Origin of the sequence: Flavivirga aquatica (genome assembly GCF_001747085.1) — a bacterium.
Taxonomy (GTDB): domain Bacteria; phylum Bacteroidota; class Bacteroidia; order Flavobacteriales; family Flavobacteriaceae; genus Algibacter_C; species Algibacter_C aquatica.
The window spans coordinates 408546-426127 of record NZ_MDJD01000054.1; the positions used below are offsets into that span (position 1 = coordinate 408546).

A 17582-nucleotide genomic window follows, 5' to 3' on the forward strand; every position below is an offset into this window, starting at 1 on the left:
CGATTTAATATCAAAAACTTACCCTGATTTTATTTAATAACTAAAACTCATCTTCATATGAAATTTTTAAAAGCGAAACTCTTTCTGGAATAGCTTTTTCTTCTCCTATTGAAGGTGTAACTTCAAGCATAAATACCATTTCTATATCTTTTATTTCTTTTTCAGAATCGCTATTTTCATACCAGTCTGCATACAAATAATCTAAGAAATATTTTCTATAAGATCTGTAATTACTATTCCAAAGCTTCATCATATATTTTCTCCATCGTTCATCTTTATACTGAGCAGACACATTTTTTGGTTTAGAGTAATTGACTGGTGCTTCATTTTTAAATAAATCGATTTGAGAACCGTCATTTAAAGTAGCAGAAATAACAAACCAGCCATCTTCCATCATAGGGTAAGGTGCAAACATATCCCAACGTTGATCAATCCTTAAAGCACGTGCTAAATTATTATAGTTATAAGGTAAATATTCATCTATACTCAAGTTTAACTCTCTTAAATTCCATAGTAAGGTATATATACATAACAACAGAGCTGTTCCTTGTACTATCCAACGCCTAATCTTTTTATAAATAGATAACTTAATACTATAAGCTGTCAACTTTTTATTTGTACCAATAAATTGTTTACGCTTAACTAATAATAATTGAAAGTAACTCCTAAGCTCTTTAAAAAATTGATATTTACTTAAAAACGCACTTACTTTAGGGAGTAACCTTTCCCAAAACCAAGCAGGTATAAATACTAATAATGCAGCTGAACATACATAATGAAATATCCCTAATTCCATCATAGTATTTATTCCCAACATATGAAATATTAAAAATATAGAAACTCCTAAAGCACGTATCTGTCCATTAAAAAAGGGAATAAAAAAAATGAGCATCCCATATTTCTCAAGATACAAGGTTAATGCTGTTAAAAATTTCATTAACAGTGGATATTTTAATAATTCAAGACCTAAAGGTGTCGTAAACTGCTCTACACTTAATGCATAATATATTGCAGTAAAATCTCGCGTCCATATTGGATGGTCTTTTAATAAAGCTGAAAAAACATATAATGAAATAATTTGCATCAATAAAGCCACACTTCCAAAAGAAGTTATACTTACAGAGTTAGGATTTTTTGGTTTTAATACATTATCTACAGACCACTTAGTATTAATTGGTAAAAACATAGACCAGAATAATAACACCCGTAAATAAGTATCTCCCCCATGAAGTAAAACAGGGTTTCTATTATGTAAAGAAACTAGTAATATGAAAGACAACAAAGCGCACGCTCTTGTTTTATATCCAATCATATAACCAATAGCAAAAACTCCAGCAGCAATAAACAACAACGCTATAAAAATGGGTTCTCCACTCATTAAATGAATGGAGTAATACATATTTTCATAATGAAAATTAGTAAGGAAAATATCTCGAGGTAATACACCATAATCTGTATAATGTGCCGTAAGATTTACTGATCTTATAATAAGATCGACGATTAAAATCATGCCGATACTTATTCTAAATAGAGCTAGAGACCTATAATCTATGCCTAATAATCTACTATTAAGTAAAAAAGATCTTGTTTTTATAAAATAATGATTAAGGCTATGCAGATTCATGCTTTAACATGAGTAATTTATATCAAAAACATTTCTTAATTATCTTATATCTATTAGTTCGAAAATGTATTTAACAATATTAACGTAGTAAATTACTGAATTTCTATCACAAAAACAATTTGTTAGAATATTAAATTGGTGTAAACCTATTTTTAGGACTAAACGCTATAATAAAAAAGTCCAGCGATTAGCTGGACTTTTTTATTAAATTTATAGATTTTATTAGTTATTTATCACTAATCTAAAACCTTCCCCATGTATGTTTAGTATTTCTACTTTTTCATCCAACTTTAAATACTTACGCAATTTAGCTATGTAAACATCCATACTACGTGAAGTGAAATAATTATCATCACGCCATATTTTTGTAAGAGCCAATTCACGAGGCATTAAATCATTTTCATGTAACGCTAACAAGCGTAATAATTCGTTTTCTTTAGGCGATAACTTTACTGGTTCACCTGCATCAAAACGTAAGAAACGTAATTTCGAATTTAAATCGAACTTACCAATTTTAAACTCAAATTGCTTACTATCTGAAATTGTTTCAGTTGCTTTACGTTGTATTATAGCCTTTATTTTCATTAATAGTACCTCACTATCAAATGGCTTATTTAAATAATCATCTGCTCCAACTTTATAACCTCTTAAAACATCTTCTTTCATAGTTTTAGCTGTTAAGAAGATAATAGGTACATCTGTATTTTTTTCTCTTATTTCTTTAGCTAATGTAAACCCATCTTTATAAGGCATCATAACGTCTAAAATACATAAATCAAAGTCATCCTTCTTAAATTTCTCAAACCCTTCCATCCCATTTTTAGCATGAGTAACCTCATAATCATTCATCATTAAATAATCTTTAAGAACGGTACCAAAATTTGGGTCGTCTTCAACTAATAGAATTCTTTTTTTTTGCTCTTCCATATTTATGATATTAGTGGAAGCTTTATAATAAATGTGCTTCCTTTTTCTTTTTCACTTTCTACTGATACATAACCTTGGTGGTCTTCAACAATTCGTTTAACATAAGCTAACCCCAAACCATGACCTTTAACGTTATGAATATTTCCTGTGTGTTCTCTATAAAATTTTTCAAATACTTTTTTAACAGCAGCTTTACTCATACCACTGCCATGATCTTTAATTTTTAATAAAATATTAGTCCCTATATTTTCCGTATGTACTTCTATTTTTGGTGTTTCAGGAGAATACTTAATAGCATTATCCAAAATATTAACAACGACATTAGTAAAATGAGTTTCATTAGCTAGAACTGAAGACTTTTCAGCATCAAAAAATGTTTTTATATACCCATTTCTATCTTCAACTAAAAGCTCTACATGTGTAATAGCATCATCTATTAAATCATGTAATTTAACTCTATCCTTACTAATATTTAATTCGTTCCTCTCTAATTTAGATATTCTTAATACATTTTCAACTTGTGCATGCATACGCTTATTCTCTTCCTTTATCATAGTAAGATAACGTATAACTTTTTCCTTATCGTCTATAATTTTAGGATTTCTAATAGCATCCAAAGCTAAGTTTATAGTAGCTATAGGTGTTTTAAATTCATGTGTCATATTATTTATAAAATCCGTTTTAATTTCTGAAATTTTACGTTGTTTCATAAGTTGATATATGGCACTCGAATACGCTAGTATTATAATTAATGTAAAAGTTATGGACAGCAATACCATGCCAATAATAGATGATAAGATAAACTTTCCATCATCTGGAAAATTCACCAAAAGTTTATACAGGCTTCTGTTAGTTTCATCATAAAAAATAGGAACACTAAATGTAGATTTTATATCATTTTCAAAATTATCACTACTTACTTTTGTTGCCAAATCGTTACTATAAATAGCAAATTCAAAATCTATATCAATCCCGTCTTTCTCTAGTTTTTTAGATAATAGCTTACTAATCTCAGCTTCAGAAACTCTCTTATGAATAGGAGTTCTCTTTGAAATCTCTTTAAAACTTCTCTCGAAACTTAACCGTTGAGCTTCATCTATACTACCACTTTTAATAATTTTCGATATTGGGCTTTTTATATCCTTTTCTGAAATTCCTACATTAGTATAAATCTCAGTAGTTGAACTCCTTATAATATTTTTTATATCAATACTATCTAAACCAATGTCAAAGAGCGAAGAAGAAAGTTTATAATTTTCTTCTAAAACATTACTTTTGTATATAAGCGTTTCTTTTGTACTATTATTTTTCTGATATATTAATAATTGAGAAACAGCATCTTCATCTTCTTTTTTATCACTATCTAAATTTAAAAACTTAGCAAAATATTTTTCAGATTCGTTTTGTTCTATTGTATTAGAAACATAATTTAATGCTTTATCTACATTAAACTTAAAACGTTCTTTTTCATTTTTTACCGAATCATTTATATAGTAAGCCTGAATAAATATAATACCTATAAGAGATAAGCTCATTAGTATTATTAATAGGATAAATATTCTTTTACTCATCGTCCAAAATTAACATTTTAACATTTAGGGCACTTCTCTTTTAACCTTACATTAACAAAAACTATAACGTATTTACTATCTATAACTTACAAAGAATTTCTTTATGTATTTTAAAAACTTGTTTTTCTGTATTTTCAAAGTCTATATTATCAATAACATAATGAGAACGTTTTATTTTTTCTTCATCTGTCCATTGATTTTTCATGATAGCTTCAATTTTTTCTTTTGTTGTACCATCACGCTTTAATAATCGTTTTACTCTAAATGCTTTAGGAGCAGTTACAGTAATAATATAATCACAAGCTTTATATCCTCCATTCTCAAACAAAATAGCTACTTCTTTTATAACATAAGGGGCACTTTGTTTTAAAACCCATTTTTCAAAGTGCTTCGCTACTCTTGGGTGTATTATCGTATTCATTTTTTGTAAATACGTTTTATCGTTAAATATAATTTCTGCAATAAAAGGTTTATTTAAAGTGCCATCTACATATGCTTTATCTCCAAATAACTGTGTAAGTTTTCGTTGAATAATTTTAGACTTAAGCATAAGCTTTTTAGCTTCTTCATCGGCTATATAAACAGGTATTCCTAAGCTTAAAAATTGCTTAGCAACTGTTGTTTTTCCACTACCTATACCTCCTGTGAGTCCTACAATTGTCATTTTGTTGTTATAAATTCAATACGTTGTTGACTAATTTTTGCATTTCTAACGACTTCTGGTGTTTTAACCAACTTTGGCACTAAAAAAGCTTGATCCTTACTACTTTTGGCATAATCGCAGATTACTTTAAAATCTTTCTTTGTTATAGTATTAAAATCACTTAAACTGACATAATACGACACACTTACTTCTTTAGGAAAGTATTTTAGTTTTATAGCTTTGGGTACATTAATAACATTTACAGGTATTTTAAAAACACCTTCTGTAAATTTTTCTACCTTAGCTTTAAGAACAATATTATTATTTGAAAACTTTAAACCTGATTGTGTTTTAGGTAATTTCAATTTTACACTTTCTAATAAATTTGATCTAACATCATTAAAAACAACTTCTTCAGTTTCTAGATAATCTATTTTTGATACCAATATATTTGACCCAATAATAGTTATAGAATCAGGATCTGAAACTATTTGTTTTGAAATATCGTACCCTTGACTAAAGTTGATGTCTACATTAATTTTTACAGGGACTTTTTTAACCAAATTAACACCATATCTAAACATTAATGTATCTGGCGATATATTAAGTAACTCTTCATATTTTTCAAACTGAGTATTGCTTAAATATGCTTTTGATTTATTCCATAAAAAATAGCCTTCTTTTTTATAAACATCCTTAGCAAAATCAATTTCTAATTTTGGTTTTAAAAAATAATACTTAAGCCATTTAAAACCGTGAGTCTTTAGAGTGATATTAAGTTGTACAGAATCGTTTAAAATAATATTTTCTTCTGGTACATTTTGCTTTTCTATATTAAAAGCTATAGTACTAGTATATTCTTTTGATAATTTTGTAAATATTAAGATAACAAATGCAAACAGCAGAAATAAAATAAAAACATTTATTCTCTTGTTTTTAATTGATGCTAATATTTTAGATTTTATTTTTTTTATCATTTGATTTGAAAAATAACTGGGGAAAATATTTCTCTGGTTCTTTATTTAATATTGAAATAGCATAAGTAGATCTTAAAAACCCGTAACCATATCCAAAAAACTGAATACCAATGGCTACTATTGAGAGTATAGAAACACTTAAACTTTTAGTCGTTATTAAAGCTAGTATAAATGCTATAATGAAATACAGTGTATAGACTGGTAATAACCATTTAAAATTAATGAAATATAATAATATAGAAACTATTAAACCTAAACTAAACAGTGCAGGAAACCAATAGGTAATCTTTTTAGTTGTTGGATGCCATGAGTTTAAAATAGGACGAACCAAACCAAATTTATTAACTTGTTTATAAAATGTTTTCCATGAAATACGTCGTTTATGATATACAAATGCTTCTGAAATTAACTTTGTTTTATAGCCTAAATTCCAAAGTCTTATGGATAAATCGGGGTCTTCGCCTGGATGAATGCGTCCAAAGCCTTTGGAATCTATAAAAGCCGCTTTAGAAAGTCCCATATTAAAACTACGAGGCTGAAATTTATCAACGCTTTTCTTATTGCCTCTAATACCTCCTGTAGTTATAAAAGAAGTCATTGAAAAGTTTATGGCCTTTTGAAGACTTGTAAATGATTGATGTGCAGCATCTGGTCCGCCAAAACAATCTACATAATTAGCTTCTAAGCTTTTGTTTACTTCTATTAAATAGTTTTTAGGTAAAATACAATCTGAATCTAAAATGATAAAATAATTACCAGCAGCATTTTGCATACCATAATTTCTAGAATCTCCAGGGCCAGAATTAGCTTTAAAAAAATATGAGATATTAAGTTTGCTTGTATAGCTATCAACCACTTCTTTTGATGATAAGGTTGATCCATCTTCAATAATTACAATTTCAAAAGGAATTTCTCCATCTAAAGCATCAAAGCTCTGTAAAAGTTCTTCTATTTCGTCTGGGCGATTATAAACTGGTATAATAAATGAAAACTGTAATTGCATAAAACGTTTATATAGTTGTGATTTTGTATCCTAGAATTTTTGAAATAAAAAATTATAGTTTTCTATTTTTTTCTAATTCTTGAAATGTTATTTTCAAATATTTTATTTGTTCAAAAATATTATTCCATGGTTCTGCATTTATTTCATATGTTTCAGTAGTTTTTCCATATCTATCTTTATACTTAATTACAAACCCATTAAAAAAATCTAGTTCTATGATCTCACTTATATTCAAATTTAGCTCCTGTTTTCCTCTTATAATAGAATAGCTATCAATCTTAACATTTCCCAATTCGTTTTTAATTTCTAATATTATTTTTCTTTGTTTAATCGTTAAATATAGTGGGTAGATTAAATATAAGAATCCATAATACCATTCCGTAGGCTTGATTGAATAAAAGAACAACCCTCCTAATATTAGACTTCCAAACAAACTCTTGATTAATGAGATTCGAAGGTTTTTAATTAAATGATCATTCATATTTAATACTGTAATTTTAATCACATAACACAAATGTAACAAAAAAGCCACCGGTTTAAGGGTGGCTTTTTCTCTATATAAATATATTTTTTATTCTTCTCCTACAAAAGTACTCATTACGGCATCACTAACGCCCATATTACTAAAACCTCCATCATTATATAGGTTTTGTAATGTCACACGTTTTGTTAAATCACTAAATAAAGACACTGTATAATTAGCACAATCTAAAGCGGTTGCGTTACCTAATGGTGACATTTTATCTGCGTAAGCAATAAAGCCATCAAAACCTTTTACTCCGCTACCTGCAGTTGTTGGTGTTGGCGATTGTGATATCGTATTTACACGTACTTTCTTATCGCGCCCAAAGAAATATCCAAAACTACGAGCAATACTTTCTAAATACGCTTTATTATCAGCCATATCATTATAATCTGGGAATACACGTTGTGCAGCCATATATGATAAAGCTACAATACTTCCCCACTCATTCATAGCATCTGCTTTATAAAGTGTTTGCATTACTTTATGAAAAGACATTGCAGAAACATCTGTTCCTTTTTGTGTCCATGCATAATTTTGATCTGTATAGTGTTTTCCTTTTCTAACGTTTATAGACATTCCAATAGAATGCAATACAAAATCAATTTTACCACCTAAAATCTCCATTGATTTTTCAACCAAGTTTTGTAAATCTTCTTCAGATGTAGCGTCAGCAGGAATAATTTGTGATCCAGTTTTTTCAGCCAATTCATTAATTTGTCCCATACGCATTGCTACGGGTGCATTTGTTAATACAAATTCTCCACCTTCTTCATGAACACGTTCTGCAGTTTTCCAGGCTATAGAATTTGAGTCTAGCGCTCCAAAAATGATTCCTCTTTTTCCTTTTAATAAATTATATGACATACTTATTGGTTTATATGTTGATTCTTATGTTTATTTAATCAGCGCCCAAAGATACTAATTAATTCAGCAATTCTTTAGCATGTGCTATAGCAGATGAAGACATTTCTACACCTCCAAGCATTTGTGCTATTTCTACAATACGCTCATCATGATTTAGCTTCACTAAATTTGTCTGAGTCATATCATTAATATCTTCTTTATATACTTTAAAATGTGAATGTCCTTTGGCTGCTACTTGAGGCAAATGGGTGATAGAAAACACCTGCATTGTTTTACTCATTTGTAACATTATATCTCCCATTTTATTTGAAATTTCACCAGAAACACCAGTATCAATCTCATCGAACATAATCGTTGGTAACTGAACATACTTAGCTAAAACAGACTTAATAGCTAACATAATTCTAGATAACTCACCACCTGATGCGGCTTTTTTAAGTTCATTAAAGTTCCCGCCTTTATTAGCTGAAAATAAAAAAGATAATTCATCTTTTCCGTTAGTAAAAAACAAATCACTATATACTGCATCAATATTAAATTGTGCATTTGGCATACCTAAACCACTTAAAACAGATTCTAACTGCTTCTTTAATTGAGGGATGACCTTAATACGTTTTTCATGTATTATTTTAGAAATAGCATTTAAGTCACTTTCTTTTAATGCTATTTCTGCTTCTTTTTTCTGAATAGTATCATCTAAATTTTCTGTTACAGATACTTTTTCTTCTAGTTGATTTTTAATTGCAATTAGCTCAGAAACATTATTTGTAATATGCTTTTGCATTAAATTATTAAGCATTTTTAATTTTGAATCTACAGTTTCAAGCCTAACAGGATCTGCATCTAAACCTTCCTGCAATGCATTAACTTCACTAAAGACATCATCAAACTCAATTAAACTACTATTAGCTCTATTAAATAACTCTTCATATTTTGATGAAAATCCAGATAACTTTTGAAGTACATTTTTTAACGATGTTACATTAGCTATTATACCAATTTCTTCTTCATTTAAAAGATGATAAGCTTCAGATAACTTTTCTTTAATGCCTTCAATATTATTTAAAGTTTCATATTCCTCTTCTAAAGTTTCTAATTCTCCTTCAACTAAATTAGCTTCTACTAATTCACTTAACAAAAAAGCATTATAATCATGCTCTTTAATGGCTTCTGCTTGAAATGCTAAAAGTTCTTTAAGTTGTTTTTTAAGAGCTTTATAGACTTTTAATTCTTCATTGTATTTTAATAATGTCTTTTCATTATTAGCTAAAGCATCAATAACTTGAAATTGAAACTCATTACTTGTAAGTTCTAATGTTTGATGCTGCGAATGTATATCTATTAAACGTTCTCCTAGTAATTGTAAACCAGCTAAGTTTACTGGAGAATCGTTCACAAATGCTCTTGATTTTCCTGATGGCAATATCTCCCTACGAATGATGGTTTGCTCTTCATAATCAAAATCTTCAATTTTAAAAAGAGGCTTTAGTTTATAATTTGAAATATTAAAAACAGCTTCTATAACACATTTCTCAGAATCATTTTTTAAGCTACTTAAATCTGCTCGTTTTCCTAAAATTAATGATAAACCCCCTAGAAGTATCGATTTTCCTGCTCCAGTTTCACCAGTAATAATTGAAAACCCATCATTAAAATCTACATGAAGATTATCAATTAAAGCATAATTTTTTATTGAAAGTGATGTTAACATGTATTAGAGTTCTATTAGCAGTGTTTTTATTATATTTTCAGCCTTTGAAGGGCTAAACCTAAAACTTTATGTTTTGCCATTTACTACTATGCATAGGTGCTACTCTTTGAAGCGCTTCTTTTACACTAGCAATATTCACATTTGGTCCGTCACTAAAGATTTGTTCAATTTCATCTGCTTTTGCATCAAAAAAAGTACGTAATATAAAAGAATTAGGTCTACGACTGTTCATCGTTTGAAACTGCTTTAAACAAGCTGCTATTTTATCTTTTCCTTCTTTGGCATTATCACTCATAAGATCTAGACCATTTCTATGATAAGTATACATAACGTGTCTATATTCTTTAAAAGTTTGCGACAAAATATTATCTATAAGCGTAAATCTACTTTGTAAGCCATCTTCTATTTTCCAGCCCTTAAAATTACCTTGTTGCGAATAATTTGTTATGATTTGTGCCTGTTTATAATATTCATCTCCTCCTTTTTCTGAAAAAGAATCTGCATCTAAAGCCAAAATCATATAAACATGATATGCTAAAACAGATACTAAATTAGATTCAAATTGAGTGGGATTAAATATTAAGTTTTGATATTCCAAATATGTAAAACTAAAATCTTTATCATTAAAATTGTAAATAGGTGTACTAAATGAAGATCCAAAAACTGGACGAGAGGATTGCACCTGTATAGATGCTTGAAATGTTTCTCCACTGTAACTATCTACATTAATTACCATATTGCAGTTAATACGCTCTTGGGCTTTAAATGTTTTTTTAGTCCATTTTGTTTTATTAATAAATTCGTTTAATTGCTTCTCTAGAGTTTTAAAAATAGGAAAGTTTTCATTTCCTGTTTGCTGTGCATTTACCACAAGACTACAGTTTAACTCTTGTGAAATTCCTTTAATTCCTAAGCAAAAAATTAATATAACTAGAATATTACGCATCAATTTGTATTATAATATTATTTAATAAGTCTTTAGCAACATCTGCTTTAGACTTTAACTGAAATTCTGTAATGTTTTCATCATCATCTATAAAAGTAACTTTATTAGTATCACTTTTAAAACCTGCTCCTTTATCTTGTAACGAATTTAATACAATTAAATTTAAATTCTTTCTTTTTAATTTTCCTTTTGCATTTTCAAGTTCATTATTCGTTTCCAAAGCAAACCCAACTAGATATTGATGTTTTTTAATAGCTCCTAAAGAAGCCAAAATGTCTTTTGTTTTTTCTAACTCTAATGTTAACGTTGGTGACTTCTTTTTTATTTTCTGAGTAGCAACTTCTTTTGGTTTAAAATCTGCTACTGCTGCAGAAAGTATCGCTATATCTGTATTATTATAATAGTTATGTACAGCATCATACATATCTTGTGCACTAAGAACTGGTTTAACTTGTATCAAGGCGTGTAATACAGTTTCATGTGTTGGACCTGTAACTAAAACAACCTCTGCTCCTAGATTAGCCGCAGCTTTAGCAATTTCAAACCCCATTTTACCACTAGAATGATTACCTATAAAACGAACTGGGTCGATGGCTTCATAAGTAGGACCTGCGGTAATTAATACTTTTTTTCCACGTAATGGAAGTTTGTTTAAAATATCTTTTTCTATAAATGCAACTACATCTTCAGGTTCTGCCATTCTACCCTCACCCACCAAACCACTGGCTAATTCTCCACTTGTTGCTGGAATCATAACATTACCGAAGGTTTTGAGTTTTTCGAAAGATTGTAATGTAGATGGATGCTTATACATATCTAAATCCATTGCAGGTGCAAAGTACACTGGACATTTAGCAGATAAATATGTAGCCATTAATAAATTATCGCAAACTCCATTTGCCATTTTAGACATCGTATTTGCTGTAGCTGGAGCTATAACAAATAAATCTCCCCAAAGCCCTAGGTCGACATGATTATTCCATACATCATTATCATCTTCTTCATTTGTAAAAGATGAATAAACAGGATTTTTTGAAAGTGTTGATAAAGTTAAAGGTGTTACAAAATCTTTAGCGGTAGGTGTCATAACTACTTTTACGTTAGCACCAGATTTAACAAACAGCCTTACTAGTGAGGCTGTTTTATAAGCTGCAATACCAGCTGTGATACCTAATAGTATATTTTTACCGCTTAGTATACTCATAACAAATAGCTTTCCAGATTTTATCTTTTTACTTTTCTCTTCCTTACAATCACAAACTTATGCTTGAAAGGTGTTATCTTGATAAAAAATAAACTCTTTAAATTTTACCAAAAACTATTTTATAGTACAATTTACAAATTGAATTAACTATTATAAGTTCAATCCATAACCTGTATAAACAACAAATTAAATTTCAAAACGATATATAGAAATCGTTTTGAAATTTAATTTGTTGTAATTGAAATTTTGAAAAAAAATTATTCTTGAGATTCTTTCTCTGTATTTCTAAAATAAATTTTATCTGTTAACCATTCTTGAACAGCTAACGCATGAGGTTTTGGTAATTTCTCGTAAAATTTAGAAACCTCAATTTGCTCTTTGTTCTCAAAGATTTCTTCAAGACTATCATTGTAAGTAGCAAACTCTTCTAACTTATCAATAAGCTCTTTTTTAATCTCTGTGTTAATTTGTTCTGCACGTCTAGCGATTATAGAAATTGACTCATAGATGTTATCTGTTGGCTCATCTAATTGATTTCTGTCGTACGTTACAGTATTAACAGGAGCATTGGTTTTTTTTAAATCCATTGTTATTGTTATTTAACTTTTTGTGCTATATTTCTTTAACGCTTCATCTATATCCTCATCCATATCATTAACATCTTCTATATGTTTAGAATTGGTATATATTTTCCTAAATGAATCTGAATATTCTTTTGCAGTATTTAAACGATCTTTTTTCAAATGAATTAATCCATCTAAACTGTTTTTATATTCTACACTATTCATAGCTAGTTTATAAGCAGAATCTAATCTATAATAAAGGGCTTCTTCACGAAATGTAGATCCTGGAAAATCAAATATAAAATTATCAAAAGATCTTACTGAAGCAGGAAAATCTGATATTTGATTATATTGCTTAGCTATTTCATAAGCCTTTTTTTCTAATTTAAAGTCTAACTCTTGAACTAACTTACTAGCTTCAGAAAGATATTTAGACTCAGGAAATACATTAATAAATTCTTGAAGTTTTTCAATAGCTTCTTTAGTTTCTGTTTGATCTTTACTATAAACAGGAGATAACATATAATAGCTTTTTGCGCTAATAAATGAGGCTTCCTCTAATTTTTCACTTTTAGGGTAGCTTGATGTAAAACGATCAAATTGATAACCAGCCACATAATAATCTTCCATTTTATAAAATGACATAGAATATAAGTACATCAATTTTTCTGCTTGGGGCTTTCCTCTGTAATTTGGTACTATTTGAGCAAAAAGTCTATTCGCTTTTGTAAACTTCCCTTCATTGTATAGATCTTCTCCCATTTTAAATTTTGTAGCTATATCTTCAGACTTTAATGCCTTTTGAAATTGACTACAACTACTTAAAACAGTGAATACTATTAATATATATATATACTTGCTCATAGGTTTTTAAACAGAATGCAAAATTAAGTTATTAATATGACTTTTAAAAATATTATTTCAAAGCTAAAATAAGAGCTTAAAGTAAGCAATTATAAGGTTTAAGTAATATTTAACAATCCTAAAACTTATTTACAAAATCTCTTATTTTCTCTTTTAGATTATTTGAAGCTACTACTAATGGTAACCTAACAGTATCTTGACATAAATTTAATGCCTCAAAAACTGCTTTAATTCCAGAAGGATTATTCTCCTCAAATATATATCCAATAGCATCCATAAGTTTGAAATGAATTTTGTACGCTTCTTTCGCTTCTCCTTTTAAGCCCAAACGAATCATATTAGAAAATGCTTCAGGGAATGCTTGCCCTATAACAGAAATCACACCTGACCCTCCTGCTAAAGTTACTCCTATGGCTAAATCATCATCTCCTGAAATCACTAAAAAGTCTTCTGGTTTATTTTTTAATAACTCTAAATATTGAGCCATATTGTTTCCTGCTTCCTTTACAGCTATAACATTTTCAAAATCATTAGCTAATCTTAAAGTTGTCTCCACATCCATGTTTTTAGAAGTACGCCCTGGAACATTATATAAAATAATATCTACTGGAGACACTTCTGAAATAGCTTTGAAATGTTGATAAAGCCCCTCTTGTGTTGGCTTACTATAATATGGCGACACAGATAATATAGCATCTATATTATTTAGGTTTGTCGATTTTATTTCTTCAACAACTTGAACTGTATTATTTCCTCCAATACCTAAAACTAATGGCAAACGCTCATTATTAGCTTTAGAAATAGTTTCTATTACTTCCTTTTTCTCTTGCTTGGTTAGTGTTACGCTTTCTCCTGTTGTGCCGCAAATTACAAGATAATCTGTTCCATTATCTATATTATAATTTACAATATTTGTCAACGCATCATGGTCTATACTCAAATCTGATTTAAACGGTGTAACCAAAGCAACTCCAGTTCCTAGAAACTTACTATTCATTCTTACTTAATTTTATTTAATATAGTTAGGTATTTAAACATCTCTGATTTAAAAATGTTAAATTCTTTTAAGGGGATTTTTACAATTAAATCATTTAAACGCTCATCTGTTTGCAAAATCCCTATTTTAAATTTTGCTTTAGAAAGCGCTGTTATTAATTTTAACTCTAAAATTTCTTTTTCATAATAATTAATTAAAACATCAAACTCAGTATCTAAAAACAATTGCAAATCTGGATTTTTAACAATACCGTTCCATCCAAAATCTTTAACATTAAAGCAATCATTCCAAATACTAGTCGCTTGATTTAAATTTTCAGAAAAAGCTATAACTTTAAGTTTATTCGAATGTATTTGTAAGTCTTCTGCTAATATTCTAAACGACTCATAATCATTAAACTCTTCGATGTTTAGTATAACACCTATACTTTCAACTTTATTTTCGTTAACATTCAGTTGTCGCTTCGATAACAATTTATTCAAGTACTTTATATTAGATTTTTCTTTAAAACCTTTTAAAATCATTATATCTTTATCCTTTGCTACAAAGGTAGCAAAAGTACATTCAATTTATTTGTTTTATATATGAGGTTTACACATTTATTTATTTTGTTATATATTTTTATTCTTTTTGGTTGCAAACAAGAGAAATTACAGCTTATAAAAATTGAAGGAAAACAAATAAAAATAACAAATACTATAGCTGCTAATTCTGAAATTGAATCATTTACAACTCCTTTTAGAGAGCATATTCAAAAAGATTTGGATAGTGTTTTAGCATACTCAGCAGATACTTATTCTAAATCTGATGGTAAATACAATACCGCTATAGGTAACCTAATGGCTGATGCTGTTTTTAGTGAAGCCTCCCCTATTTTTAAAAGCAAAACAGGACATAACATTGATATGGTATTATTAAATTACGGAGGTATTCGATCTATCTTATCAAAAGGAAACGTAACAAAAAGAACCGCTTTTAAAATTATGCCTTTTGAAAACAGCATTGTTGTTGTTGCTCTTAAAGGTACTCAAATAGATAGTCTAACTTATTATTTAAGTAAATCAAAAACAGCCCACCCTATATCCAAACTTAAATTGAGCTTAAATAAAGATTATAAAATTATTGAAGCAAAAATAAATGGAAAAAATATAGAAAAAGAAAAAACATATTATGTAGCAACCAATGATTATTTATATAATGGAGGAGATAACATGACTTTTTTCAAAACAAACGATAGTCTTTATGTATTGAATTACAAAATTAGAAATGCTTTAATTGATAATTTCAAAAAAGCAGATACCATTAGCCCAGTTAGAGACGACAGATTTACTCAAAAATAATAATTTAATTATGAAACGTAGAGATTTTATTCAAAAAGCATCTGCAGCAACAGCATTAGTAACTCTTGGAGGTTTAGGGTTGCAATCTTTTACTAATATTGATAAAACATCTAAAATAACCATATTACATACTAATGACGTACACAGCCATATAGATGCTTTTAGTCCAGGTGACGGCAGAAATGCTAATAAAGGAGGTGTGGCAAGACGTGCTAGTTTAATTGAATCTATTAGAAAAGAAAACCCAAATACATTATTATTAGATGCTGGAGATATTTTTCAAGGCACCCCCTATTTTAATTACTACGGCGGTGAATTAGAATTTAAACTAATGAGTAAACTAAAGTATGATGCTGCAACTATTGGTAATCATGATTTTGACAATGGTATTGAAGGTCTATACGCGCAATTACCACATGCTGAATTTCAATTTCTTTCAGCTAATTACGATTTTTCAAATACTATAATGGACACCCATACTAAGCCTTATAAAGTATTTATAAAAGATGGTATTAAAATTGGAGTTTATGGTTTAGGTATTGAATTAAATGGCTTGGTTGACCCTTCCATGTATAAAGAGACCAAATATCTTGACCCTATTGAAACAAGTCAAGATATGACTCGTATTCTAAAAACAGAAGAACAGTGTGATTTAATCATTTGTTTATCTCATTTAGGCTATCATTACAAAAACAATCCAAATAAAATAAGCGATTTAGCATTAGCTAAGGCTACTAAAGATATTAATTTAATTATTGGTGGACACACCCATACTTTTTTATCTAAACCTACAATTGTTAAAAATATTGAAGGCAAAAATACTTTAGTAAATCAAGTAGGTTGCTACGGTATTAATTTAGGTAAAATAGATTTTTATTTTGATTCTGATAAGAATAAAGCAGCTAAGGGTACCTCTATAATAGTTTAAGCTAAAATATTATCTGAAGAAAACCTGTCATTAATCTCAACAGTTTTTTTATTAACAATTTTGTCTTCTATCACAGATCTAAAAACAAAATATAACCCTAGAGCATACAATACTCTAAATAGCATAACAAAACTCCAATTATGTAAATAATAAACATTTATATAATCTAAAATTGCAGAAAAGCTAAAACATATTATAGCTATCAAAAAGAGAATAGACTGTTTAGTTTGTCTATTTAAATAAACTCCAAATGCAGCAAACCCTAATACTATTAACACTAAACTTTTCACTACAAATAAAATAACCCCAGTATTATCTAGCATAACCTCTCTTAAACCCCCATATAAAACATACAAGAAATATAAGTTAATTAAAAAAACAACCAATAAATACGCTCCTATTAGCTTATCAACTTCTAAGAATTTAAATTTAGGTATTATAATAAATATCAAATACGTAAAACTTAAAAAATAAAAAATATTCGACGCATGATAAACTGTATCTCCTTTAAAAAATATTACAGAAGTATCTCCAAAAAAAGAGAACAATAAAAATGAAATAAATGGAATACTTAAATATTTATATTTTATAAAAAAGAATATACAAAATACAGGAATAAATAAAGGCATTGTTGATTGTAAAAGCAACTCATTTTCAGTTATAGCAACAACAACGTTTACAACTATTAATGTTAAAAGCGCTCCAAAAAAGACTTTATTAAAGGTAGATTTATACCAATTTTTCATGATATTAACAATAGTAGGTTGATAACAAATATAACAATATATTTTAATTATAACGATAAAACCATACATTTCATCGGTTTTCATAACTAAAATGCGTTTTTTATAAGGTTAAAGTATAGATATTGATAAGTAATTGCTAAAAATGCGT

Annotated in this window: 18 protein-coding genes; 2 read left to right on the forward strand and 16 right to left on the reverse strand. The window is 28.4% G+C overall.

Going from position 1 to position 17582, the window contains the following annotated elements:
- Nucleotides 1–40 precede the first annotated feature (40 nt).
- The 15 genes from A8C32_RS16080 to A8C32_RS16150 all read right to left on the reverse strand — a co-directional run bounded on the left by A8C32_RS16080 (nucleotide 41) and on the right by A8C32_RS16150 (nucleotide 14944).
- Nucleotides 41–1624, reverse strand: a complete 1584-nt coding sequence (locus A8C32_RS16080; RefSeq protein WP_083253388.1) for an HTTM domain-containing protein — start codon at nucleotides 1622–1624, stop codon at nucleotides 41–43.
- Nucleotides 1625–1846: 222 nt separating this feature from the next.
- Complete coding sequence (locus tag A8C32_RS16085; RefSeq protein WP_069831430.1) at nucleotides 1847–2551, reverse strand: response regulator transcription factor; 705 nt, start codon at nucleotides 2549–2551, stop codon at nucleotides 1847–1849.
- Nucleotides 2552–2553: 2 nt separating this feature from the next.
- Entirely contained in the window at nucleotides 2554–4086 is a 1533-nt protein-coding gene (locus tag A8C32_RS16090) for a sensor histidine kinase (protein ID WP_083253389.1), read from the reverse strand.
- 115 nt (nucleotides 4087–4201) lie between these two features.
- Entirely contained in the window at nucleotides 4202–4786 is a 585-nt protein-coding gene (gene coaE, locus A8C32_RS16095; protein ID WP_069831432.1) for a dephospho-CoA kinase, read from the reverse strand.
- A complete protein-coding gene (locus A8C32_RS16100) occupies nucleotides 4783–5742 on the reverse strand; it encodes a CdaR family protein (RefSeq protein WP_240491769.1) in 960 nt (319 codons plus the stop codon). Before A8C32_RS16100 ends, coaE begins: the two co-directional genes overlap by 4 nt.
- On the reverse strand, nucleotides 5720–6745 hold the full coding sequence (locus A8C32_RS16105; RefSeq protein WP_069831433.1) for a glycosyltransferase family 2 protein: 1026 nt from the start codon (nucleotides 6743–6745) through the stop codon (nucleotides 5720–5722). The genes A8C32_RS16100 and A8C32_RS16105 overlap by 23 nt, the downstream gene beginning before the upstream one ends.
- Before the next feature lie 52 nt (nucleotides 6746–6797).
- On the reverse strand, nucleotides 6798–7226 hold the full coding sequence (locus A8C32_RS16110) for a hypothetical protein (RefSeq protein ID WP_069831434.1): 429 nt from the start codon (nucleotides 7224–7226) through the stop codon (nucleotides 6798–6800).
- A gap of 90 nt (nucleotides 7227–7316) precedes the next feature.
- The gene (locus tag A8C32_RS16115) at nucleotides 7317–8135 is read right to left on the reverse strand and encodes an enoyl-ACP reductase FabI (protein WP_069831435.1); all 819 of its coding nucleotides are present in this window, start codon (nucleotides 8133–8135) and stop codon (nucleotides 7317–7319) included.
- A 58-nt stretch (nucleotides 8136–8193) separates the two neighbouring features.
- Nucleotides 8194–9846, reverse strand: coding sequence for a DNA repair protein RecN (gene recN / locus A8C32_RS16120; protein ID WP_069831436.1), 1653 nt, complete (start codon nucleotides 9844–9846; stop codon nucleotides 8194–8196).
- 58 nt (nucleotides 9847–9904) lie between these two features.
- Nucleotides 9905–10792, reverse strand: a complete 888-nt coding sequence (porD, locus tag A8C32_RS16125; protein ID WP_069831437.1) for a type IX secretion system protein PorD — start codon at nucleotides 10790–10792, stop codon at nucleotides 9905–9907.
- On the reverse strand, nucleotides 10785–11996 hold the full coding sequence (coaBC, locus tag A8C32_RS16130) for a bifunctional phosphopantothenoylcysteine decarboxylase/phosphopantothenate--cysteine ligase CoaBC (protein WP_069831438.1): 1212 nt from the start codon (nucleotides 11994–11996) through the stop codon (nucleotides 10785–10787). Before coaBC ends, porD begins: the two co-directional genes overlap by 8 nt.
- Before the next feature lie 257 nt (nucleotides 11997–12253).
- Complete coding sequence (locus tag A8C32_RS16135; RefSeq protein ID WP_069831439.1) at nucleotides 12254–12583, reverse strand: DNA-directed RNA polymerase subunit omega; 330 nt, start codon at nucleotides 12581–12583, stop codon at nucleotides 12254–12256.
- Nucleotides 12584–12595: 12 nt separating this feature from the next.
- Entirely contained in the window at nucleotides 12596–13423 is an 828-nt protein-coding gene (locus A8C32_RS16140) for an outer membrane protein assembly factor BamD (RefSeq protein WP_069831440.1), read from the reverse strand.
- Between the two features lie 118 nt (nucleotides 13424–13541).
- The gene (dapA, locus tag A8C32_RS16145; RefSeq protein ID WP_069831441.1) at nucleotides 13542–14420 is read right to left on the reverse strand and encodes a 4-hydroxy-tetrahydrodipicolinate synthase; all 879 of its coding nucleotides are present in this window, start codon (nucleotides 14418–14420) and stop codon (nucleotides 13542–13544) included.
- 2 nt (nucleotides 14421–14422) lie between these two features.
- Complete coding sequence (locus A8C32_RS16150; protein ID WP_069831442.1) at nucleotides 14423–14944, reverse strand: DUF6913 domain-containing protein; 522 nt, start codon at nucleotides 14942–14944, stop codon at nucleotides 14423–14425.
- A 60-nt stretch (nucleotides 14945–15004) separates the two neighbouring features.
- Here A8C32_RS16150 and A8C32_RS16155 point away from each other — a divergent pair, with 60 nt between their 5' ends.
- Complete coding sequence (locus tag A8C32_RS16155; protein WP_069831443.1) at nucleotides 15005–15760, forward strand: 5'-nucleotidase C-terminal domain-containing protein; 756 nt, start codon at nucleotides 15005–15007, stop codon at nucleotides 15758–15760.
- Between the two features lie 10 nt (nucleotides 15761–15770).
- Nucleotides 15771–16688 carry a bifunctional metallophosphatase/5'-nucleotidase gene (locus A8C32_RS16160; protein ID WP_069831444.1) on the forward strand — a complete coding sequence of 306 codons (918 nt, stop codon included), beginning with the start codon at nucleotides 15771–15773 and terminating at the stop codon, nucleotides 16686–16688.
- On the opposite strand, the gene A8C32_RS16165 is transcribed toward A8C32_RS16160, so the two are convergent.
- On the reverse strand, nucleotides 16685–17518 hold the full coding sequence (locus A8C32_RS16165) for a hypothetical protein (RefSeq protein ID WP_069831445.1): 834 nt from the start codon (nucleotides 17516–17518) through the stop codon (nucleotides 16685–16687). The two genes, A8C32_RS16160 and A8C32_RS16165, sit on opposite strands and share 4 nt — an antisense overlap.
- Nucleotides 17519–17582: the final 64 nt, after the last annotated feature.